The sequence below is a fragment of the Pseudomonas sp. GW822-FHT06B12 genome (genome assembly GCF_058799675.1).
In genome coordinates this window covers 129,047-150,278 of record NZ_JBXALR010000001.1, presented here as the reverse complement: position 1 = coordinate 150,278, position 21,232 = coordinate 129,047, and the positions used below count along the sequence as shown (strand labels likewise).

The 21,232-nt window shown below is 57.8% G+C and carries 19 protein-coding genes; 10 read left to right on the top strand and 9 right to left on the bottom strand.

From position 1 onward, the window contains the following. Window positions 1-16 precede the first annotated feature (16 nt). The 6 genes from AC1RKH_RS00760 (at window position 17) to alr (ending at window position 6,790) form a co-directional block, all read left to right on the top strand. Window positions 17-1,255 carry a Zn-dependent hydrolase gene (locus AC1RKH_RS00760; RefSeq protein ID WP_493060685.1) on the top strand — a complete coding sequence of 413 codons (1,239 nt, stop codon included), beginning with the start codon at window positions 17-19 and terminating at the stop codon, window positions 1,253-1,255. Window positions 1,256-1,432: 177 nt separating this feature from the next. Next, window positions 1,433-2,761 carry an MFS transporter gene (locus tag AC1RKH_RS00755; RefSeq protein ID WP_493060684.1) on the top strand — a complete coding sequence of 443 codons (1,329 nt, stop codon included), beginning with the start codon at window positions 1,433-1,435 and terminating at the stop codon, window positions 2,759-2,761. A gap of 80 nt (window positions 2,762-2,841) precedes the next feature. After that, window positions 2,842-4,167 carry an OprD family porin gene (locus AC1RKH_RS00750; protein WP_493060683.1) on the top strand — a complete coding sequence of 442 codons (1,326 nt, stop codon included), beginning with the start codon at window positions 2,842-2,844 and terminating at the stop codon, window positions 4,165-4,167. A gap of 59 nt (window positions 4,168-4,226) precedes the next feature. Beyond that, window positions 4,227-4,622 (top strand): RidA family protein, encoded by a 396-nt coding sequence (locus tag AC1RKH_RS00745; RefSeq protein WP_493060682.1) that lies wholly within the window; start codon window positions 4,227-4,229, stop codon window positions 4,620-4,622. Continuing rightward, complete coding sequence (locus AC1RKH_RS00740) at window positions 4,619-5,236, top strand: RraA family protein (RefSeq protein ID WP_493060681.1); 618 nt, start codon at window positions 4,619-4,621, stop codon at window positions 5,234-5,236. The genes AC1RKH_RS00745 and AC1RKH_RS00740 overlap by 4 nt, the downstream gene beginning before the upstream one ends. A 315-nt stretch (window positions 5,237-5,551) precedes the next feature. Then, window positions 5,552-6,790 (top strand): alanine racemase, encoded by a 1,239-nt coding sequence (alr, locus tag AC1RKH_RS00735; protein ID WP_493060680.1) that lies wholly within the window; start codon window positions 5,552-5,554, stop codon window positions 6,788-6,790. 136 nt (window positions 6,791-6,926) lie between these two features. Here alr and mqo read toward each other — a convergent pair whose 3' ends face one another. Both mqo and AC1RKH_RS00725 read right to left on the bottom strand, forming a co-directional pair. Next, complete coding sequence (mqo, locus tag AC1RKH_RS00730; RefSeq protein ID WP_493060679.1) at window positions 6,927-8,576, bottom strand: malate dehydrogenase (quinone); 1,650 nt, start codon at window positions 8,574-8,576, stop codon at window positions 6,927-6,929. Between the two features lie 317 nt (window positions 8,577-8,893). Further along, entirely contained in the window at window positions 8,894-9,775 is an 882-nt protein-coding gene (locus tag AC1RKH_RS00725; protein ID WP_493060678.1) for a LysR family transcriptional regulator, read from the bottom strand. Between the two features lie 112 nt (window positions 9,776-9,887). On the opposite strand from AC1RKH_RS00725, the gene AC1RKH_RS00720 reads away from it, so the two are divergent. After that, a complete protein-coding gene (locus tag AC1RKH_RS00720; RefSeq protein ID WP_493060677.1) occupies window positions 9,888-10,907 on the top strand; it encodes an SDR family oxidoreductase in 1,020 nt (339 codons plus the stop codon). 23 nt (window positions 10,908-10,930) lie between these two features. Here the strand turns inward: AC1RKH_RS00720 and AC1RKH_RS00715 are convergent, their stop codons facing one another. The 3 genes from AC1RKH_RS00715 to AC1RKH_RS00705 all read right to left on the bottom strand — a co-directional run bounded on the left by AC1RKH_RS00715 (window position 10,931) and on the right by AC1RKH_RS00705 (window position 15,473). Beyond that, window positions 10,931-12,460, bottom strand: a complete 1,530-nt coding sequence (locus tag AC1RKH_RS00715) for a sensor domain-containing diguanylate cyclase (protein WP_493060676.1) — start codon at window positions 12,458-12,460, stop codon at window positions 10,931-10,933. Between the two features lie 190 nt (window positions 12,461-12,650). Continuing rightward, window positions 12,651-14,378: a gamma-glutamyltransferase gene (gene ggt, locus AC1RKH_RS00710; RefSeq protein WP_123425515.1), complete on the bottom strand. Its 1,728-nt coding sequence runs from the start codon at window positions 14,376-14,378 to the stop codon at window positions 12,651-12,653. A gap of 225 nt (window positions 14,379-14,603) precedes the next feature. After that, window positions 14,604-15,473: an AraC family transcriptional regulator gene (locus AC1RKH_RS00705; RefSeq protein ID WP_493060675.1), complete on the bottom strand. Its 870-nt coding sequence runs from the start codon at window positions 15,471-15,473 to the stop codon at window positions 14,604-14,606. A gap of 171 nt (window positions 15,474-15,644) precedes the next feature. On the opposite strand from AC1RKH_RS00705, the gene AC1RKH_RS00700 reads away from it, so the two are divergent. Then, window positions 15,645-16,145, top strand: a complete 501-nt coding sequence (locus AC1RKH_RS00700; RefSeq protein WP_493060674.1) for a GNAT family N-acetyltransferase — start codon at window positions 15,645-15,647, stop codon at window positions 16,143-16,145. Between the two features lie 90 nt (window positions 16,146-16,235). On the opposite strand, the gene AC1RKH_RS00695 is transcribed toward AC1RKH_RS00700, so the two are convergent. The 3 genes from AC1RKH_RS00695 to AC1RKH_RS00685 form a co-directional block, all read right to left on the bottom strand. After that, window positions 16,236-16,580: a cupin domain-containing protein gene (locus AC1RKH_RS00695; protein ID WP_493060673.1), complete on the bottom strand. Its 345-nt coding sequence runs from the start codon at window positions 16,578-16,580 to the stop codon at window positions 16,236-16,238. A 532-nt stretch (window positions 16,581-17,112) separates the two neighbouring features. Continuing rightward, window positions 17,113-18,036 (bottom strand): NADP-dependent oxidoreductase, encoded by a 924-nt coding sequence (locus AC1RKH_RS00690; protein ID WP_493060672.1) that lies wholly within the window; start codon window positions 18,034-18,036, stop codon window positions 17,113-17,115. Between the two features lie 76 nt (window positions 18,037-18,112). Further along, complete coding sequence (locus AC1RKH_RS00685; protein WP_123425520.1) at window positions 18,113-18,556, bottom strand: DoxX family protein; 444 nt, start codon at window positions 18,554-18,556, stop codon at window positions 18,113-18,115. Window positions 18,557-18,676: 120 nt separating this feature from the next. Between AC1RKH_RS00685 and AC1RKH_RS00680 the strand changes: the two genes are divergently transcribed. Further along, complete coding sequence (locus AC1RKH_RS00680; protein WP_493060671.1) at window positions 18,677-19,585, top strand: LysR family transcriptional regulator; 909 nt, start codon at window positions 18,677-18,679, stop codon at window positions 19,583-19,585. 57 nt (window positions 19,586-19,642) lie between these two features. Then, on the top strand, window positions 19,643-19,942 hold the full coding sequence (locus AC1RKH_RS00675) for a hypothetical protein (RefSeq protein WP_493060670.1): 300 nt from the start codon (window positions 19,643-19,645) through the stop codon (window positions 19,940-19,942). A 164-nt stretch (window positions 19,943-20,106) separates the two neighbouring features. On the opposite strand, the gene AC1RKH_RS00670 is transcribed toward AC1RKH_RS00675, so the two are convergent. Beyond that, a complete protein-coding gene (locus AC1RKH_RS00670; RefSeq protein ID WP_493060669.1) occupies window positions 20,107-21,231 on the bottom strand; it encodes an agmatine deiminase family protein in 1,125 nt (374 codons plus the stop codon). Between the last annotated feature and the right edge of the window lies 1 nt (window position 21,232).

Here is a 21,232-nt window from a genome sequence, read left to right as displayed (position 1 = left end):
GACAAGAAGGTGAATGATGAAAGTATCCAACATCAACGGCGAACGCCTTTGGGGCAGCCTGATGGACATGGCCAAAATCGGCGCCACCGAACGCGGCGGCAATTGTCGCCTGGCCCTTTCCAGAGAAGACCTGGCCGGTCGCGAGTTGTTCATGAGCTGGTGCCGCGAAGCTGGCCTGAGCATTGCGTTTGACGCCATCGGCAATCTGTTCGCCCGTCGCGAAGGCCTGGACAACAGCCTGCCGCCGATCGTCATGGGTAGCCACTTGGACACGCAGCCAAAAGGTGGGCGCTTCGATGGTATCTACGGTGTGCTGAGCGGCCTGGAAGTAGTGCGTTGCCTGAATGATCAAGGCATCGAAACCCGCCAGCCCATCGAAATCGCCGTGTGGACCAACGAGGAAGGCGCGCGCTTTACCCCAGCCATGTTCGGCTCAGCGGTGTTCACCGGCATTCTGCCGTTGCAAACCGCACTGGATGCCCGCGATGCCAATGGCATCAGCGTCGCTGAAGCCCTCGCCGATATCGGCCAGAGCGGTGAACTGCCCTTGCAGCGGGCCTTCAATGCTTACTTCGAAGCCCATATCGAACAAGGTCCGATTCTGGAGGACAACGGTCTGCCGGTGGGTGTTGTCACCGGAGGCCAGGCGATTTGCTGGCTGGATGTGCAGGTTGGCGGTGTCAGTGCCCACGCCGGCACCACCCCCATGCCACTGCGCAAGGACGCCCTGTTCGGCGTCGCGGAAATGGCCAGCGTGCTGGAAGCACTCGCCAGAGACTTCGCGCCCAAAGGACTGGTCACAGTGGGCCAGCTGGAGATTGCCAAGTCATCGCGCAACACCATCCCCGGCCGGATCAACTTTACTGTCGATCTGCGCCACCACGAAGACCAACAGATCACCGCAATGGAGCAAGCCGTATACGAGCGTTTGCAAATCGTTGCCGACAAGCGTGGTCTGAGCCTGGAGATCAGTCGTCACTGGCTCAGCCCGGCGACGCCCTTCGATACCGATTGCGTGGCCGCGGTGCGTTCGGCAGTCCAGGCGCTGGGTTATCCCCATCAGGATATCGTCAGCGGTGCCGGGCATGACGCCATTCACCTCGCCGGGCATTGCCCCACCACGATGGTCTTCATTCCCTGTGTCGGTGGCCTGAGCCACAACGAAGCCGAAGACGCATTGCCTGACGATGTCCGCATGGGCTGCGACGTGCTGCTCAATGCCGTACTCCGGCGAGCACAGCACCTGACCGACTGATTGTGCAAGCAACACCGAACCTTTGAGGTCACGTCACCCACGCGACCTCAAAGGCAGGGCCCGCTTGTGCCTGAAAAACAATAAAAACCCACTTCCAACCCGAACATCACCGTTACCCACACTGCCAACCAATAAATCAATCCACTGAGCCTGACGCTCAATTTGGAGATAAAAGGCATGAACAGCTCCGCGTGCATCCAGACTGCTACCCCGGCGGTCGACCCCAGCGTCAACATGAAAAAAGTCGCCGTAGCCAGCGTCATTGGCACCACGGTGGAATGGTACGACCTGTTTGTCTTCGCCACGGCGTCTGCCCTGGTGTTCAACAAGATTTTCTTCCCGGCTTTCGACGCCTTGATCGGTACTCTCCTGGCGTTCGGTACCTTCGCTTCGGCTTACGGCGCACGCATTGTCGGGGCCGCCTTGTTCGGCCATTACGGCGATAAGCTTGGACGCAAATCGATGCTGTTGATTTCACTGTTGACCATGGGCGCAGCGACGTTTGCCATCGGTCTGTTGCCGGATTACGCCAGCATTGGTATCTGGGCGCCGATCCTGCTGTTGACCCTGCGGATCATCCAAGGCCTGGCGCTGGGCGGTGAATGGGGTGGCGCGGTGCTGATGGCCGTCGAGCATGCCCCAGCCAACCAGCGTGGTTTGTATGGCTCATGGGTGCAGATCGGCGTGCCGGCCGGCACCATGATTGCCAACCTGGCCTTCCTGGCGATTGCCTGGCTGCTGTCACCTGAAGACCTGCTTGCGTGGGGCTGGCGCATCCCGTTTCTGGCCAGTGCGCTGCTGATTGCCGTGGGCTTGTATATCCGCCTCAACATCACCGAGACACCCGCGTTCAACAAGGCAAAAACCTCCGAGCCGCAGATCAAACTGCCACTGGCCGAAGTCTTCCGCAAATACTGGAAACAAGTCCTGCTCGGCGGTGTGGCAACCATGTCGACCGGCGCATCCTTCAATATCATTGTCGCCTTCGGCCTGACGTATGGTACCCAGACCCTGGGCTTCAGCCGCACCATCATGCTCAGCGCGGTACTGGCCTCCTGCGCGCTGTGCATCGTGCTCCTGCCGGCCTTCGGCGCACTGTCTGACCGCTACGGCCGCAAGCCGGTGATCATCGCCGGTATTGTCGGTGAAGCCTTGGTTGCCTTCCCGATGTTCTGGCTGATGGATACACGCGAACTACCGCTGGTATTTCTCGGCTACGGTCTCTTGATGACTGCATTCGCCGCCAACTACGGGCCCATCGCAACCTTTCTCGCCGAGCTGTTCGGCACCCGTGTGCGTTACTCCGGCCTCTCGGTGGCTTATATGCTCTCCGGGCTGTTGGGGAGTGCCGCCACGCCCATCGTGACTACTGCCCTGCTCGCGATGACAGGCAAAGGTTCGTCAGTGGCCTGGTACATGATCGGCTCGGCGCTCATCTCCCTGATTGCCCTATTGCTGTTGACCGAAACGTTCAAGCGCGACTTGAGCGATGGGCGTGCTGCGTAGCGCCAAGTGACCCACAACAACAATAAATCTACCTGCACTTGATCCTGCTGCCATTCACGCACCGTCTGGACTTACACACCATGGAAAAAACTCTGCACCTGATTGGCCTGGGCGCCGGCGCTTGTCTCTTGACCCTGAGCCAGGTTGCTTCAGCCGATTTTATCAGCGACAGCAAGGCCACTCTGGGCCTGCGCAACTTCTACTTCAACAACGACTATCGCAACCAGCCCGGCAGTGCCGGACAGAGCAAGACCGAGGAGTGGGCACAAGGGCTGATGCTCAATTACACCTCCGGCTTCACCAACGGAACACTAGGGTTTGGCGTCGATGCGCTGGGGCTGGTCGGCGTGACTCTGGACAGCGGCCAGGGCCGCCATCGCGGCAGCTCGATGATTCCTTCGGACGGTGATGGCGCCGTCGATGAGTGGAGTCGCCTGGGCCTGACTGCAAAAGCACGCTTGAGCAAGACCGAAATGCGCTATGGCACACTGATGCCCAAACTGCCGATTCTGCAATCGAACGACGGGCGCCTGCTGCCACAAACCTTTGAAGGTGGCCAGATCACCAGCAAGGAGATCGACAAGCTGACAATGACCGCCGGGCGCCTGGAACACGCCACCGGACGCGGCTCCAGTGACAGAACCGGATTGGCGGTCAGCGGCGGACGTCAGGAGAGCAATGATTTTCTGTTTGCCGGTGCCGACTACACCATCACAAAAGACCTGAGCGCACAGTACTATCTCGCCAATCTCGAGGATTACTACACGCAGCAGTTCTTCGGATTGCAGCATGTGCTCGCCCTAGGCAATGGCCAGTCGTTCAAGACCGACCTGCGCTATTTCGATACCGCCTCCAGCGGAGCCAATGGGTCCGCCAGCGGACGAGCTGATGGTTACAGGGTCGGCGGTTACACACGCAACGGCTCCGGCGAAATAGATAACCGAACCTGGAGCGCCATTTTTACCTACAGCCTTGGCGGCCACGCATTGACCGGTGGCTACCAAAGCGTTTCCGATTACAGCAACTTCGTCCAGCTCAACCAGGGCTCCTTGCCGGACAAAGGCGCCGGGGGCTCGAGCATTTATCTGTTTACCGACCGCATGCTTGCCAGCTTCAACCGGGCCGGTGAGCGCACCTGGTTCGGTCAGTACGCCTACGACTTTGCCGCTTCCGGCATCCCGGGTCTTCGTGCATCGCTGGTCTACCTCAAAGGCGACCAGATCAAAACCACTTCCGGCAACGACCAGCAGGAATGGGAGCGTGATCTGTCACTCGATTACGTCATTCAGGACGGTACGTTCAAAGGCCTCGGATTCGGCTGGCGCTATGGTGTTCTGCACTCCGAGGCTGATGGCAATCAGGACCAGAACCGCCTGATCGTCAGCTACACCCTGGCGCTGTTCTGACCCACTGGCCCGCCGCCATTCGAGGGTCGGCGGGCCTCATTTTTTGCGAGGTTCACCCTATGAAACGCATCCATGCAGCACCTGGCACCATCGGCCCTGTCGGTCCTTACTCCCAGGCGGTGGTCAGCGGCCATCTGGTTTTCACCGCGGGTCAAATACCCGCCGTGGACGGACTGGACCAGCACCCCGAAGATTTCGAAGAACAGGTACGCCAGACCTTGCGTAACCTTGAAGCCATCCTGATCGCGGCAGGCTCGGACCTCGACCACGTGATCAAGGTCAACGGCTACCTCACCGATCCGGCTCAACTGGAACCCTTCAACCGAGTCTATACCGAGGTGCTCGGCCATGCGCCGCCGGCACGCACCACCGTCTGCGTCGCACTGTGGGGGGTGGCGCTGGAAATCGATTGCGTGGCCGAACTGATTGATTCTGCGTCGGGAAATCCCGCATGAACGCTGATCGCCAATTACTTGAAAAGCTCCATCAGGTCAGCTTCGCCACCCTCGGCCACCTGCTTGAACACGGTTTTGTGAGTGCCGAGATCCGCTCGATGCTGACCAACGTCAAAGTGGTCGGTCGTGCGGTGACGCTGAGCGTGATCGACGCCGATGCCATTGCCGTCAACCGCGCCTTGGCCAGCCTGGTGGATGGCGACGTGCTGGTCATCGACATGAACGGTGATCGACGTCACGCCTGTGTCGGTACGGTCACCGCGTGTGCGGCTCAAGCGCGAGGCGCCAGGGCTATCGTGGTCGACGGCGTAGTGACCGATATCCTTGAACTGCGCCAAGCCGGGCTGCCCATTTTCGCCCGCGGTACCAACCTGCTGACCACCAAACTGCATGGCAACGCCGAGAGCCGCCTGAATGTCACGGTCCAGTGTGGTGGGGTTCAGGTACGGCCGGGCGATCTGGTGCTGGGCGACGATAATGGCTTGCTCATTTTGGCACGTGAAGCGCTTGCCACTGTCATTGACCAGGCTCTGGCCAGTGATCATGCGGAACCTGATCTGCTCAAGCGCCTGGAAGCCGGAGACCCCATAGACGCAGTGTTACGTGTTCGATAGTTGATCGTTGCCGGTTACGCGTCAGATGAAGCGCCCACTGTGTTTACCGTGGGCACTCATCGAATCCGCAGCCGACTCCGCACGCACTGAAAGGAACTCTCGCTGCTGATTATCTTCGCTCGTGCGTCCATTGACTCTCTGCTGTTTACCCCCGATTAACAACGTCATCCGCTGCGGATGGCCGATCACACCACATAAACAAACGACGTCTTTGCATAAGAATTCCATCGCTGTTCGCTCCATGCCATAGGGACCTGGCGGATGCCAATACCCCATGCGCACAGAGCTCTCCTCATCTTGAATGGAAGACTCGATATGCCGCGTTTTATGCTCAGCACGCTGACGCTCGCTCTGGCTTTGACGGCAATGATGCCCGTGGTTAATGCCGCCCCTTTGCTCGATCCCGCGCCAGAACATCCACGCGTCGACAACCGATCAGGTCAGGCCAACACCTGGCTGGAGATCGACCAGGCCGCCTTCGAAGGGAACATTACCAAGCTCCAGCAACGGCTGGCGGGTAAAAGCCAGATGTGCGCTGTGATGAAAGCCGACGCCTATGGCAATGGCATTGCCTTGCTGGTTCCTTCCGCAATCCGAATGGGCGTCACCTGCATCGGTGTAGCGAGCAACGAGGAGGCGCGTGTTGCACGGGCCAAAGGCTTCAAGGGTCGTCTGATGCGTTTGCGCAGCGCCACTGTTGACGAAGTGTCCAATGCGCTGCGCTTCAACATCGAAGAACTGGTCGGCAATCTTGAGGTTGCGCGCCAGCTTAACGAACTGGCCACACGCAAAGGCGTGAAACTGCCTGTTCACCTGGCGCTGAACTCGGCGGGCATGAGCCGCAATGGCCTGGAAATGAGCACCGCGGAGGGGCAACAACAGGCGGTGGAACTGACTCGGCTGGATCACCTGAACATCGTCGGGATCATGACCCACTTCCCGGTCGAAGAACGAGAGGACGTTCTGCGAGGGCTGGCGACATTCAAGGAGCAATCCGGCTGGCTGATCGAGCACGGCAAACTGGACCGCAGCCGAATCATCCTGCACTGCGCCAACACCTTCACCACTCTTGAAGTACCTGAGGGCTGGCTGGATATGGTGCGCCCCGGCGCTGCGCTTTATGGCTATCCGGTGGGTGGGCATAACGAGTTTCAGCGGGTCATGCAGTTCAAGTCGCGGGTCGCGGCGGTCAACGCCTACCCGGCGGGCAGCACTATCAGCTACGACCGCACCTTTACCCTGAGCAAAGACTCATTGATCGCCAACATCCCGGCCGGCTACTCAGACGGTTATCGAAGAGCATTCTCCAACAAGGCCTCCGTGTTGATTCACGGTCAACGCGCGCCTGTCATCGGCAAGGTCACCATGAATACCTTGATGGTCGACGTCAGCGGTATCAAGGACGTGCAGCCGGGAGATGAAGTGGTGCTGTATGGCAAGCAGGGTGATGAAGAAATTACCCAGACGGAGCTTGAGACCCTCAACGGGGCGTTGTTGGCAGACCTCTACACGGTCTGGGGCAACTCCAATCCGAAAGTCTTGAAGTCCAGGTAAGGAGGGAGAGATAGAAGGTGCGCAAGCACCCTCTTTTTACCCCGAGACGCGAGATGCGTAGAGGTTTGACTGCAATCCATCTTTAGACTGCCTCAACGAAAAAGCCCCACCAAACAACGTTTGGCGGGGCTTCGTCTTACAGGGCCATATCAGCCGCTGGATTGCCTTCTTTCTGTGGTTTCGCTGGAGCCGGAGCGGCTGTTTGCGCAGCCGCTGCCTTGTCAATCACAGGAGGTGTGGCAAGTTGCAGAACCTGACTGGTGTATGTCCATTCCTGGTAAACACGCTCAGGACTGTCGTTCAGCTTGGTCCCGTAACTCGGAATGATCTGGTGCAGCTTTTCCTGCCAGGCCGGGGTCGCGACCTTGTCCTTGAAGATCTTCTCAAGCACGCCCAGCATGATCGGAGCCGCGGTGGACGCGCCTGGCGATGCACCCAACAGACCGGCAATGCTGCCGTCCTGGGAGCTGACGATCTCGGTGCCCAGTTTCAGGATGCCGCCCTTCTCTTCATCGCGCTTGATAATCTGAACGCGCTGACCGGCTTGCCACAGACGCCAGTCTTCCTTCTTGGCGTTCGGGAAGTATTCCTTCAGGGCATTCATACGGTCGTCATCCGACAGCATCAGCTGACCGGCCAGGTATTCAACCAGTGGGTATTGCTCGATGCCCACCTTGGTCATTGGCCAGAAGTTGTGCGTGGTCGTGCTGGTCAGCAGATCGAAGTAAGAGCCTTCTTTCAGGAACTTCGTGGAGAAGGTCGCGAATGGGCCAAACAGGATCACGCGCTTGCCATCCAGTACGCGGGTATCCAGGTGCGGAACCGACATCGGCGGTGCGCCGACCGACGCCTTGCCATAGGCCTTCGCCATATGCTGTTCAGCGATTGCCGGGTTATCGGTCACCAGGAACGAGCCGCCGACAGGGAAACCTGCATACTCTTGTGCTTCAGGGATGCCCGACTTCTGCAGCAGATGCAACGCACCACCGCCCGCGCCGATGAACACGAATTTGGCGTCGGTCTGGGTTTCCGAGCCGTCTTTCAGGTTCTTGTAGGAAACACGCCAGCTGCCATCTTCATTGCGCTTGATGTCTTCCACTTCGCTCGAAAGCTTCAGCGAGAAGTTCGGCTTGGTTTGCAGATAGCCGACGAACTGGCGGGTAATCTCGCCGAAGTTCACATCCGTACCAATCGGAGTCCAGGTCGCTGCAACCTTTTGGTTCGGGTCGCGGCCTTCCATCATCAGCGGAACCCATTTCTTGATCTGCTCCGGGTCTTCCGAGTACTGCATGCCGGCGAACAGCGGGCTCGCCTGCAGCGCTTCGTAGCGCTTCTTCAAGAACTTGATGTTGTCATCGCCCCACACAAAACTCATGTGCGGAGTGGAGTTGATGAACGAATGGGGATTCTTCAACACGCCATTCTTGACCTGCCAGGCCCAGAATTGACGCGTGATCTGGAAGCCTTCATTGATTTCAACGGCCTTGGGGATCTCGACCTTGCCATTCTTGTCTTCTGGCGTGTAGTTCAACTCAGCCAAGGCAGAGTGACCGGTGCCGGCGTTGTTCCAGCCGTTCGAGCTTTCCTCGGCGACGCCATCGAGACGTTCAACCATCTCCATGGACATGCCAGGCTCAAGTTCATTGAGATAAACGCCCAAGGTCGAACTCATGATGCCGCCGCCGATGAGGAGCACATCGACTTTCTTTGTTTCAGCTGCGTGCAAAGGCATGAGGACCATCGACATGGCCAGGCCGAGTAGCCCCGTGTTCACTTTTTTTAACATTCAGTAATACCTAGGATAGAACGCCATCCCCCCACCATTACTGATCATGAGGTGCCCAGGCTCACCGCATGCAATGCCGCATGCCGTCGAACCCTGCACTCAGAAAGACTGATGGGTGGACATATAAGACCGACAGACACTATCGGTCTCACGTTTAGGCCCCTCCCGCGCTGACTTCTTATTAGTCATTGGCTTCAGCTACTTGGGTGACACTAATTCTGTTGTGTAAGTTATCGGACGCTGAAATGAACAGTAGAGCATCCAAACCGCGACATTCTACCTCAGGTCTCCCAAATCGACGAAGACGCATAATTTTCTCATTCTTCGACGGATGCTACACAAAGGGCTTCGCGCAGTACCTGATCCAAAATGGCAAAAAAACCTTTGATGTGGGCCTGTTTCAACGCTTGAGGCCGGGTGACCAGATAGACCTCCATATCCGGCAGCTGGATATCTGGAAACACGGCTATCAGGTCCTTTGCCAAAATACACGGCAACACGGCTACCCCCATCCCTCGCCTTACGGCTTCGATCTGTGCTGCGAACGAGTTCACTCTGACCTGCGCACGCGTAAGCCCCGCGACTTTTGCCGCACGCATCTGCGGCAACATGTCCAGCGGAGGGAGCAAGGCAATATTCACCGCGGTGGCCGGAGCCGCCGCTGGAAACCGCTTCAGGTAGGCCGCATCGGCGAAAACACCATAAGCGAGCTTGCCCATGGATCGATAAACCAGCGACGGCTCGCCCAAGTGCGCTGTGCGAATAGCGATATCCGCCACGCCGCGGACGATCTTGTGAAAGTCGGCTGTTACCAGCAATTCCACCGAGCAACGCGGATGAATAGCCGTAAAGCGCTGTGAGGCCTCCAGCACACAAGACGAAAACCCTTCCCCGGCGCTGACCAGGACGCTGCCGCAAAGCTCCGTTGGTAATCGGGACGCGCCGGCAGCGGTTTGACGCCTCAAGCCTTCCTCCGCGGCCAGGGCAACTTCAACCAGGGATTGGCCCCGCGAGGTCAACCAGCATCCTTCAACTCCGCGCTCGACGAGAGGCTCGCCGAGTGAGCCCTCAAGCTGGGTAATCCGTCGGGATACAGTAGACGCAGCAATACCCAGCAATTGGCCGGCCTGAAGAAAGCTGCCACGTCGCGAGACTGCCAACAACAGACGCAGATCGTCCCAATTCGCTTCTGAACTCATGTCGCATGCCCGCCGCTTTGCAAATGTGCAAAGCCATTATGCAGTAGTCGCCGTTTTTCGGGAGTCACGGCAAAGGTATATCTACCAGCTTTAGTCAATGAAGGGATGACACATGCGTAGTACATTCGTCACCGGCGCAACCGGTTTGCTGGGCAACAACCTTGTGCGTGAACTGGTCGCCGATGGCTATGAGGTCAAAGCCCTGGTCCGTTCCAGAGCCAAAGGTGAACAACAGTTCAAAAACCTGCCAAGCGTGAGACTGGTCGTGGGTGACATGGCCGATGTCGATGCCTTCGCAACGTCGCTGCAAGGCTGCGATACGGTGTTTCACACGGCGGCGTTCTTTCGCGACAACTACAAAGGTGGCAGTCACTGGGAGGAACTCGAAAGGATCAACGTGGATGGCACGCGGCGTCTGCTTGAGCAGGCGTACAACGCCGGTGTCCGACGTTTCATCCATACCTCTTCGATTGCCGTGCTCGACGGCGCTCCCGGCACATCGATCGACGAGACGTGCCTGCGAAACGAAGCCGATGCGGATGACTACTATCGCAGCAAGATCCTCGCTGACCGTGTCGTGTTGTCGTTCCTGGAAGACCATCCCGACCTGCATGCCTGCATGGTCCTGCCTGGCTGGATGTGGGGCCCTGCCGATATCGGGCCGACCTCCTCGGGGCAGTTACTCAACGATGTCGTGCGCAATAAGCTGCCCGGCCTGGTTCCCGGCAGTTTCTCTGTCGTCGATGCCCGCGATGTGGCCTTGGCGCAGATCGCCGCAGCGCAGCGCGGGCGACGTGGCGAACGCTACCTGGCGGCGGGACGCCACATGACGATGGGTGAGTTGGTGCCCTTGCTGGGCAGGATCGCGGGCGTCAAGACACCGCTACGGCAATTGCCGCTGTCGCTGCTGTACGCCTTGGCTTTCGCGCAAGAGCTCTACGCGCGTCTGACCGGCAAGCCGATTCTGCTGAGCATGGCGACCGTGCGCTTGATGGTGCGCGAAGCCGGGCGCACGCACTTCAACCCGCACAAGAGCGAACAAGAATTGGGGCTGCGGTTTCGCCCCGTCGAACAGACCCTTACCGATACGCTGAACTGGTACCGGAATCATGGCTGGTTTCAAAAGCCGTAGCACCACACCAGCGCAATCGCGGATTACGCAGACTCGTTTTGCACGCCAGTGGCGGCAACATTCAGCCGATTTCTGCCCTGCGACTTTGCCAAATACAGTGCGCGGTCGGCGAGGTCGATCAGGGCCTTTTCATCATGGTCGCTATCGTAGGTGGTAAAAGTCGCCAGCCCCAGGCTGGCGGTCACGATGCCGAAAGGGCTCGACAGGTGTTCAAGTCGCGCGTGAGCAATCCCGAGCAGGATCGCCTCGGCAACCGAGCGGGCACCCGCTTCGTCCGTATTGGGCATCACGATGGCGATTTCTTCACCGCCGTAGCGGGCGGTCATGTCCCCTGGACGGCGCACGCACTGTTTGATCGACTGACTGATTATCCGCAGGCACTCATCTCCGGCGAGATGCCCATAGTGATCGTTGTAACGCTTGAAAAAATCCACATCGATCAGGATCAGTGACAGAGGGCTTCGCAATCGCTTGGCGCGTTTGAATTCGATATCCAGAAACTGATCGAAATGCCGGCGATTGGCAAGACCGGTCAGCTTGTCCTCGCTGGCGAGAACTTCCAGCGTCTGGTTAAGCTCGATCAGCGCAGTCTGGGTGGTTCGCAGCTCTGCCTCTGCCCGAATACGATGACTGATATCGGCAATCAATCGGCGCCCAAGCGTAATCAGGAGTCCCAGCAACACCATCACCACCGCAACCGTTTGCCTGGTCTGGCTCCACCACGCGTGCATGGCCTCGTCCTGGCCCACCGCAACAGTCGTGACGAGGGGATATTGATCACTTCTCGTGAACCCGTAAATTCGATGGACGCCATCGACTTTTGAAGCAAAATCCACGGTGCCTGACGACATCTTGCGCAGGTACTCGGAAAATATCGGTGCCGGTGATAGATCACGCCCGATGTCCTGCTCCTGGAAGGGATACCTCACCAGAAGACGCCCTTCGGATGAAGTCAGGCTGATCGCGCCGAACTGCCCCACTTGAATGGTTCGATAAAGCTTGAGGAAGTGTTCGAGACTCAAGGTGGCAGCGATCACCCCGGCAAAACTTCCATCCGGATGATCGATCCGTCGACTGACCGAAATCACCCAGACGCCAGTGGCACGACTGAGAATCGCCGGACCGATGAAGATGCCGCGGTCCGGATTGTCGCGGTGATGCTTGAAGAACGCTCGATCAGCGTGGTTGCTGTTGGGTGAGGCACGCTTGTTGGTCGAGAATATCCAGTTCCCCTGAGCGTCATACAGCGCCACGCTGTTCAATTGCGTCAGCGCCTTCATCTCCTGAGCAACCAGCACTCGCAGGCGCTCGAGCTGCTCCGGGCCGGTGCCGTCTTTCTCGATCCTGTCGGTCAACCCCAGCAGTACCACTTCACTTTGCTTGAACGTGCCCTCGGTATACGTGTTGAGCGCATTGGTCAAATTCAACGTGTCGGTTTCGATGTCACTCAGGGTGTTCTCACGGGCTGTCCAGATCTGCCAGGCAATCAGCACCACCACGGATACACACACCAGGGAGGTCAGCAAAGTGGCAAGTCGAAGGTCGCGTTTCAAGTGAGTACCCAGGCGGTTGAGCGCACATTTATCAAAAGCCCGCGCAGTATAAACGCCTTCGAACGGTACAAATGACTGAAATGAAAGCTATTGGCCATCTTTCTTCCATACCAAAGACCGCTTGCGTTGCTTCAAAGCGGTGAGTTAGCCGCCATTCAGCGGAGCCCTGAAACAGGGCTCCGCCGCTCACTCAATAGCCCAGCGAAAGTCCGGTGTTACGCCGCGGATCGTTCGCGCCATAGAAGCGGTTCTTGCCGACCGGTTTTGCGCCAAGTGCAGGTGCGCCGACCAAAATCGCCGCAAGATGGTTGGCATCCTGCGGACCGATGAACTTCTGCCCCCAGCTTTCGAGGATTTTCCGGGTATCCGGGCTGACGGCGAAGGCTTCGAGATTGGTCTCTTCAGGCAACCATTGTTGGTGGAATCGCGGTGCATCGACTGCTTCCTGAATATTCATTCCGTAGTCGATCACATTGAGGATGGTCAGCAAGGTCGCGGTGATAATCCGACTGCCTCCCGGCGTGCCAACGACCATGACTGTCTTGCCGTCTTTGGTGACGATCGTCGGGCTCATCGAAGACAGCGGTGCTTTGCCTGGAGCGATGGCGTTCGCTTCACCTTGCACCAGACCGTACATATTGGGCACACCCACCTTGGAGGTGAAGTCGTCCATTTCGTCGTTGAGCATGATGCCGGTCTTGCTGGCCATGACCCCTGCCCCAAACCAATCGTTCAGGGTGTAGGTCACCGAGACCGCGTTACCCCACTTATCGACGATCGAGTAGTGCGTGGTGTTGTTGCCCTCGTGCGGCGCTACCCCAGGTTTGATATCGCGTGAAATGCCGGCTTTTTGCGGGTCGATGGCCGCGCGTAGCTTCTCTGCATAAGCTTTGTCCAGCAGGTGCGCTATCGGGTTCTTGACGAAATCGGGATCGCCCAGATAACTGTTGCGGTCGACATAGGCGTGACGCATGGCCTCGATCTGATAGTGCAACCCCTGCGCCGAGTGAAAGCCCAGGCTTGGCATCGGGTAGCCTTCGAGGATGTTCATGATCTCGCAAATAATCACCCCACCCGAGCTTGGCGGTGGCGCAGAGACGACGTGGTAGCCACGGTAGTCGCATTCGATCGGCGCGAGCTCGCGGGTATGATACTTGTCGAGGTCGGCCTGAGTGATGAGGCCCTTGCCAGCCTTGCTTGAGTCGACAATGGCCTGGGCAACCCAGCCCTTGTAGAAACCGTCAGCACCTTTACTGGAAATTTCCCGCAGCGTCTTGGCCAGGTCCTTTTGCACCAGCTTCTGGCCAACCTGCAGCGGCTCGCCATTGCTCAGGAAAATCGCGCCCGAGTCATGAATATCTTTCTTGAATTGGTCAGTTGCAGTATCGAGCAGGTCGACGTCGCCCTGCTCAAGAACGAAGCCGTCCTCGGCGTACTTGATGGCCGGGGCGATGATATCGGCACGCTTCATCGTGCCGTATTTTTTCAGCGCCAGCTCCATCCCCGACACCGTCCCCGGCACACCGACGGCCAGATGTCCCTTCGAGCTCAGATCCGGGACGACATTGCCGTCCTTGTCGAGGTACATGTTCGCGGTCGCCGCCAGGGGCGCCTTCTCGCGGAAGTCGAGGAAAGTCTTGCGGCCATCGGCCAGCTGGATAGTCATGAAACCACCGCCACCGATGTTGCCCGCCGCCGGGTAGACCACCGCCAGCGCATAGCCGACCGCGACCGCCGCATCGACTGCGTTGCCGCCGTCCTTGAGGACGTCGACGCCAACGTGGGTGGCCAGTCGTTGGGCGGTGACCACCATGCCGTTTTCGGCGGCGACCGGGGCTTGCGAAGCAGCTTGTGCGCAGGCGCAACCAATAGCGAGTGCAGTTGCTATCAGCGATTTGGCAAGGGGCTCGAATGTCATAAGTCGATTCTCTTGTTTTAAGAAAGGGGGACGTCGTCGTGTCGAATGGAATGGCGACGCCCCACAAACTGTAGGACAGTTTTCGCATTCCTGAGCCGGCAAATCCTCACAATGGGGCTATCGCCCCTGCTGCCCACTGAAGAGTCGACTTATTCAACACAATTGCCCCTGACCGGACATTCGCCAACGACAGCTCCAGGTCGAAAGCAACGGGCTCCACAACCGCTATTGCAACGGAATATAGATATCAGTCTGCCATTGATCCTGCGGTGTCTCGGGATAAGCACTCAGGTAATCGAAGTACAGCGGTTGGTCACGAAGCTCCTCACCGCTGGCAGGAAGCCAGTCGCGGTAGATCGGATAGATCGTTTCGCCGATATGATCCGTCGAGCCCATATGTCGCACCACCACGCAGCGACCGCCAGGAATGACGATCTCGCGTACGCCAAACTCATTCGGCGCCACTGCCTCGTGAATCTCGCCGCAGATTGCGAAGCGAAACTCTTCCGGCGGTGTCGTATCGGGGTTGCTGTAGGGAATGCCGAAGGTCCGACTCGATGCCACCGTCGACTGTCCGCTCTGCATACGCCACTCGATGAACTTGCGCACAGTCTCATTGATGAGCCCGGTTGGCCCGCAGTGCTCAAGTGCCGCGACCCTGACTTCGGAAAATTCTACGATTCGTACCTGCATGATGATGCTCCTGGAAAAGTGAGGGATTGCAAACACCGCATTCCAGACCTGCCAGTTCGGTTCCTTCCTGAACGCACTCGGCGTCATACCGAACGCCCGCCTGAACGCCCTGCAAAACGCTTCGGGACTTTCAAAGCCTGCATCGAGTGCGGCGTCCAGCACCGAATGATCCGCAAAAGAGGCCAGGCGATGCGCTGCACGTCGTAGCCGCATCAGTTGCACATAACGTGAGACAGGCACGCCCACGAACGCGGTGAATTGTCGATGGAAGTGAAATTCCGAAAAGTTCGCCACACGGCTCAACGTCTTCACCGAAAGGACGCCTTCGAGGTTGGCGTCGATGTAGGCGAGTACGACGTTGAAGCGTTTTGTGTAGGCGGCGTTAGTCGACATGTCAGACACTGGGTAAAGGCTCCGGGAAGTACGGTAGGCAACAGCATCGACTATGCCTGTGTGAGCGCGCCTAGCCGCGTTTGCTCAAGACACTTGGGTAGCCAGTAAAGCGGCATCCCTTTACGATCAGGCGAGCACACGGAAGGCGTTGCCCTCGGTGACAGAAAAAGGAGCGACCTTATGAAGCCCATCAGAATTCGTACCCTGCAAAGTACCGATGCTGGGGCGTTGCTGAGATTCGAACTGGACAATCGCGAATGGTTCGAGCGCTACATAGACGCGCGCGATTCGGCTTTTTACTCGGTGCAGGGCGTCACCGACCACATCGCGGATTATTTATCCGATTTTGCCGCCGGAACCTGGCACCCATTTGTCATCGAAGATCCTGACGGAAAAATAGTCGGTCGAGCGAACCTGAAAGGCATCGACCTATCCGAGCGATCGGCAGAAGTCGGCTATCGGATTGCTCAAAGCGCTTGCGGACAGGGGCTGGCAACGCTGGCGGTGAGGCATCTGATCCAGGAGGCGCAGCTGCATTGGAACCTTAAACAACTGGTTGCCAACGTATACGCTGGAAATATCGGCTCTGCAAAAGTACTCAAACGGTGTGGCTTCTTGATCGAACATATCTCTCGGCAAGAAGGGACAGAGCACGATTATCGGTTTGGCCTTTCGATTTAGATCAGTGAATGATTGGCCAACACCTGTAAATCGGTGGTGGCTTGCAGCACGTCGAGTGGGGGCTGACCGAGTTAGATGTCGGGCCTGAGCTTACTCTTGCCTGACAATATCGACCGAGATCTCCACCGCCGTAATCGTTCCTCTGTTTTCAAGCCAGTGTGTAGTGTTTCTGTCCTCGGGCCAGCCCACTCCCGGCCCATAGTCCGTGGCGACTCCATTTCGATGGTCAGTAATCGTTCCTTGCAGTATGTAGACGGTGCCTGGCCTGCCTTTATGATTGTGAACCGGCCCGAAGACGCCTCCAGGCTCGATGGTCACCATACGCATTCTAAGTTGGCGCCCTGCCATGCCCTCGATCTCGGGGCCAAGGTCAACCGTTGCAAGTAACTTCACCGCAACACCTTTCGTCTCGGCTGCCGCCTGTTCGTTGCTCATCGTGCTCTCCTCTCTGTACAGACAGGGCCTAACCAGAAGTAGACACCCTGAAAGGTGTGATCACACACACTTATCAAAGCAGTAACTGGCTACTTGTGAGGTCGAGAGGCGACAAAGGGTCGAGAGCAGACATCGTTCCGGCGTCGACCGGTTGAATCCACAGCCAATTGTGGTGAGTTAATGACCCACTCGCTCGACATACAAAACGGGCGCTCTGAAGGCGTAATGCTGGTCAGTTAAGCGAACACCAGGTTCGAAACAGCAAAGATCAAAAGTGGGAGCGAGCTTGCTCGCGATGACGGTATTACATTAGGCATCAACGTTTACTGTCACACCGCTATCGCGAGCAAGCTCGCTCCCACACTGGTTTTGCTTCGTTTTACAGAATGTATTGCCTTAACTGACGGGCATTAGCCCTGAAGGCGCCAGTTTTCATTCACTTCAACCGTTAAAGTTTTTGCACTTTTTCAACAAATCAGGCGATCCAATCAAGCGATCGCCTGCATGCTTGCGGTCTTTTATTGCCTGACTTTTATTGGCCAAGATCAAGCACGATCTTGCCACGTGTATGTCCGGCCATACTTTTTTCGACGGCCTGCTTCACCTGCGAGATCGGAAACACTTCGACCTCTACGGAGAGTTGGCCTGCATCAAACAACTCGGCGATGGCCGTGAGTTGCTTGCCATCCGCCCGAGTGGCGAAGTTTTTCGCTGAAACGCCGTGCGCCTTCGCCAATTCCGCGTCCGGTGCGCTGACCGGCGACACCAGGACCCCGCCCTGCTTCAACACCTTCCAGGAGCGTCGCTGGGTTTCGCCGCCAATCAGGTCAAGCACGATGTCCACATCCGCCACCACCTCCTCGAAGGCTTGGCTACGGTAGTCGATCAGCTGATTCGCGCCGATTGTTTTCAGATAACCATGGTTGCCGATCGACGCTGTGGCAATGACCGTGGCGCCGGCATGCCTGGCTATTTGCACGGCCAGGCTGCCGACTCCGCCGGCGGCACCGTGAATCAGCACTCGCTGACCCGCCTTGATACCCGCATGCTCATGCAACGCTTGCCAGGCCGTCAGTGCCGCCGTTGCTACACCACTGGCCTGCAAGGCGGAAAGACTGCGCGGTCTCAGCGCCAGACGATCTGCCGAGACGACGGCCTTTGTGGCATAGCCACCGACCAGGCCGATAAAACCAAAGACCTTATCGCCGACTGCAAAACCACTCACACCCTTGCCGATCGCGGAAATCGTTCCTGCCACTTCGACGCCCGGCGTGTAGGGCAACGGCAACGGGATGAAGGCTTTCATGGCGCCCGAAAGAAGTTTCCAATCGATCGGGTTGACCCCTGCCCCCTCCACATCGATCAACACCTCGCCCTCGCCCGCAAGCGGGTCGGCGACGTCATCCAGGCGCAGCACATCTGGGCTGCCGTATTCATGCACACGTATGGCTTTCATGGCGAATCCTCGGATTATTTCGAAAGATGAAACCAGAGAGGCGCCGCACGCGTTCATCCACTGCGGCGCTATTGGCTCAGCGACGACGGGCGTCGAGGCTGAAGCGACCGGCGCCGAACGCGACGACCTGCAACAGGCCGCCCGCCATGGCGATGTTCTTGAAGAAGTGGATGAACTGGTTCTGGTCGCCCAGGCTGTTATGGAATGCCAGCGCAGTGACCACGCTGAACAGGGCAAGCACCAGCGCCACGGTACGGGTGCGGTAGCCAGCGATCAGCGCAATACCGCCACCGATTTCGATGATGATAGCCAACGCTAGTGCGAGTTGCGGGAACGGCAAACCAACCGAACCGATGTAGCCGATCATCATCGCCGGGGCGCTCAGTTTGGAGATGCCCGAGAGGATGAAGATGGCGCTGAGGAACACACGGCCGGCCAGAGCCGCCGTGGCGGTGGTGGTAGCGACAGAGCTGGACAGTTCAAGGGTGTCGCGGGAGGTAGTAGCTGTAGATTGGGACATGGTCGTTCTTCCATCAGTGGGGTGCATCCACCATGGAGCACCGCGTTGAAGAAAGTCTGCCACCCACTCTACAATCGTAATAGCCGACTAATTTCGACGATTACGTTCGAGTAAATAGAAATGATCTCAGACCCAGGCACTCCCACTCTCGATCAACTGCGTGTGTTCCTGACGGTTGTCGAGGTCGGCAGTTTTGCGGCCGCCGCACGAAAACTGCACCGAGCCACTTCAGTCATCAGCTATTCGATCGCCAATCTCGAGATGCAACTCGGCGTGGCGCTGTTTGACCGACATACGACTCGTAAACCCCAGCTCACCGATGCCGGCCGCACCGTGCTGGCCGAAGCCAGAACCATCGCCAATGGTATTCATGGGTTACGCGCCAAAGTAAAAGGCCTGCTTCAGGGTCTCGAAGCTGAAGTTCATGTCGTACTTGATGTCATGCTTCCCGCTGAGCGCGTGGTGGACGCACTCAAATCATTTCGAGAGGAATTTCCTACGGTTGCACTCCACTTGCATATGGAGGCGCTCGGCGCAGTCACTGAATTAGTGATCAACGGCGGCGCGTCAGTCGGCGTCAGCGGCCCGATGAATGAGGGGATTGATGGTATCGAAAGAATTGCGGTTGGCAGTGTTGAGTTGATTCCGGTTGCAGCCCCCAATCATCCACTGGCTTCAAGCGATTCGAATACTCCAGGTGCTGGACGTGAGTTCACCCAGCTTGTGCTGTCCGACCGCTCGCGCCTGACAAAAGACAAGGAATTTGCAGTCCTCAGTACCCGCACGTGGAGGCTGGCCGATCTGGGGGCTAAACACATGTTGCTACGTGAAGGCATTGGCTGGGGGAACATGCCGATCACCATGGTCCGGGAAGATCTGGACTCTGGCCGACTCGTCCACCTGAAAATGCCGGAATACAAAAGCGGGCTGTATACCTTCGACGCCATCTATCGCACGGATCTGCCGCCAGGACCCGCCGCCAGGTGGTTGATTGATCGGTTCGTTCAACAAAGCAGAGACACCGTATAATCTGAGTAGAACACGATCACAAACACACCTCTAACCTCCTGATACAAGGGAAACGGGATGACCGGAAAAACAGCGCGCCAATGCTCGTCATGGGTCTTGCTCTCCCTGCTCGCCATCAACCTGGCGCTGACAGCGGGATGTGCTGGCAAAGCCGCCGCGCATCGCTATTCGGCCTCAAGCACAAGCTCAAAATGCTACGCAAAAGCACTACCCACTGCCGGCGAGGGCGGCCTGGCTTGGGGCTCCACCTTGAACATGGCTCGCCAAAAATCCCTGGATAATTGCATGCGCTATGCCAGCCAATCCGGTGGTACGCCGAGCACCTGCCGAGTGGTGAAGGCGGAGTGCAAAAATTAATGGAACGGCAGCGAAGCAGGCCGTTCGGTTCGCGGTCAACCCTCTGCCCGAACGCCAGTCGGTCATGACCGAGGGCATCTGATTAACACACCCCTATAAGGCGCCTTTGGCGCCTTATTCGTTTCTGGATCTGGCGTTTGTAGACGGCAACGAGTTGATCCAGGCTAAACCAAAGGTTGGTGACTGGTCACACAGTGGATGCCGCCACCACCGGCAGCGATTGCGTCGATATTGAGCTGCACCACCTCACGGTCCGGGTAAAGCTCGGACAACAGATCAAAGGCTTTGGTATCTGCCGCCTTGTCACCGAACTCGGGCGCAATGACCGCTCCATTGATCACGAAGTAGTTGATGTAGCCTGGCGCGAAGTCTGGATTGTTTTTGCTGAACATACTTTTTCGTGGATTGAGCGGAGGCGATACGGTGTGCACGTGCAGCGTGCGGCCATCGGCATCAGTGGCATTCTTGAGAATGTCCAAATGGGCAAGCGTCACTGTGTGGTCATAGGACTCAGGGTCGTTGTCGAGGTTGGCGATCACGACTCCCGGCTTGACGAAGCGAGCGTAGAAGTCGACATGGGCGTCAGTGATGTCCTTGCCTTTGATTCCCGGCAGCCAGATGATTTTGCGCAAGCCAAGCCTGGCTTTCAGTTCTTCCTCTACGTCTGCCTTGCTCCAGCCGGGATTGCGGTTGGTATTGACCCAGCTACTTTCGGTCATGATCCCCGTGCCGTGGCCATCCACTTCGATAGCGCCGCCCTCGCCCACCAGCTGGCTGCGGATATAGCTGGCGTCAGTTGTCCGGGCGACCAACGCGGCCAGCTGCGCATCATCGGCATGCTGCTGTTTGTTGCCCCAGCCGTTGAAGTTGAAATCCACAGCGCTGAGCCCACCGTCTCCATCAATGACGAAGTTGGCCCCGATATCGCGCATCCAGATATCGTCCAGCGCCGTGACAACAAAGGTGATGTTGCCCGTACCGCATTTTTCTTCCGCCAGATCCCGCTCGCTCTCACGACAAAACACGGTGACCGGCTCGTATTTGGCGATGGTGCGGGCGATCCGGCCCAAGGCCTCTTGCACGTAAGGCGTGAAGTCCTCGTGGATGGCCTCCTGAGCACCAAAGGCGATAAAGGCCCGCCGATGTTTGTCGCCCTCGTCCGGCATATGCCAGCTGCCCTTGATGGCTGCTTGCACCCGGGGAGCATTCAGGCCCAGCCCCATGGACGCCGCTGCGCCCAGACTGGCAACGACCGATACCTGCTTGATGAACTCACGACGTGTCGACATG

Coding starts and splice junctions, on each gene's coding strand:
- AC1RKH_RS00680 (WP_493060671.1), top strand. CDS start 18,677: ATGATCTCAGACCCAGGCACTCCCACTCTCGATCAACTGCGTGTGTTC.
- AC1RKH_RS00750 (WP_493060683.1), top strand. CDS start 2,842: ATGGAAAAAACTCTGCACCTGATTGGCCTGGGCGCCGGCGCTTGTCTC.
- AC1RKH_RS00695 (WP_493060673.1), bottom strand. CDS start 16,580: ATGAGCAACGAACAGGCGGCAGCCGAGACGAAAGGTGTTGCGGTGAAG.
- AC1RKH_RS00745 (WP_493060682.1), top strand. CDS start 4,227: ATGAAACGCATCCATGCAGCACCTGGCACCATCGGCCCTGTCGGTCCT.
- mqo (WP_493060679.1), bottom strand. CDS start 8,576: ATGTTAAAAAAAGTGAACACGGGGCTACTCGGCCTGGCCATGTCGATG.
- AC1RKH_RS00685 (WP_123425520.1), bottom strand. CDS start 18,556: ATGTCCCAATCTACAGCTACTACCTCCCGCGACACCCTTGAACTGTCC.
- AC1RKH_RS00755 (WP_493060684.1), top strand. CDS start 1,433: ATGAACAGCTCCGCGTGCATCCAGACTGCTACCCCGGCGGTCGACCCC.
- AC1RKH_RS00720 (WP_493060677.1), top strand. CDS start 9,888: ATGCGTAGTACATTCGTCACCGGCGCAACCGGTTTGCTGGGCAACAAC.
- AC1RKH_RS00700 (WP_493060674.1), top strand. CDS start 15,645: ATGAAGCCCATCAGAATTCGTACCCTGCAAAGTACCGATGCTGGGGCG.
- AC1RKH_RS00675 (WP_493060670.1), top strand. CDS start 19,643: ATGACCGGAAAAACAGCGCGCCAATGCTCGTCATGGGTCTTGCTCTCC.
- AC1RKH_RS00690 (WP_493060672.1), bottom strand. CDS start 18,036: ATGAAAGCCATACGTGTGCATGAATACGGCAGCCCAGATGTGCTGCGC.
- ggt (WP_123425515.1), bottom strand. CDS start 14,378: ATGACATTCGAGCCCCTTGCCAAATCGCTGATAGCAACTGCACTCGCT.
- AC1RKH_RS00670 (WP_493060669.1), bottom strand. CDS start 21,231: ATGTCGACACGTCGTGAGTTCATCAAGCAGGTATCGGTCGTTGCCAGT.
- AC1RKH_RS00740 (WP_493060681.1), top strand. CDS start 4,619: ATGAACGCTGATCGCCAATTACTTGAAAAGCTCCATCAGGTCAGCTTC.
- AC1RKH_RS00725 (WP_493060678.1), bottom strand. CDS start 9,775: ATGAGTTCAGAAGCGAATTGGGACGATCTGCGTCTGTTGTTGGCAGTC.
- alr (WP_493060680.1), top strand. CDS start 5,552: ATGCCGCGTTTTATGCTCAGCACGCTGACGCTCGCTCTGGCTTTGACG.
- AC1RKH_RS00760 (WP_493060685.1), top strand. CDS start 17: ATGAAAGTATCCAACATCAACGGCGAACGCCTTTGGGGCAGCCTGATG.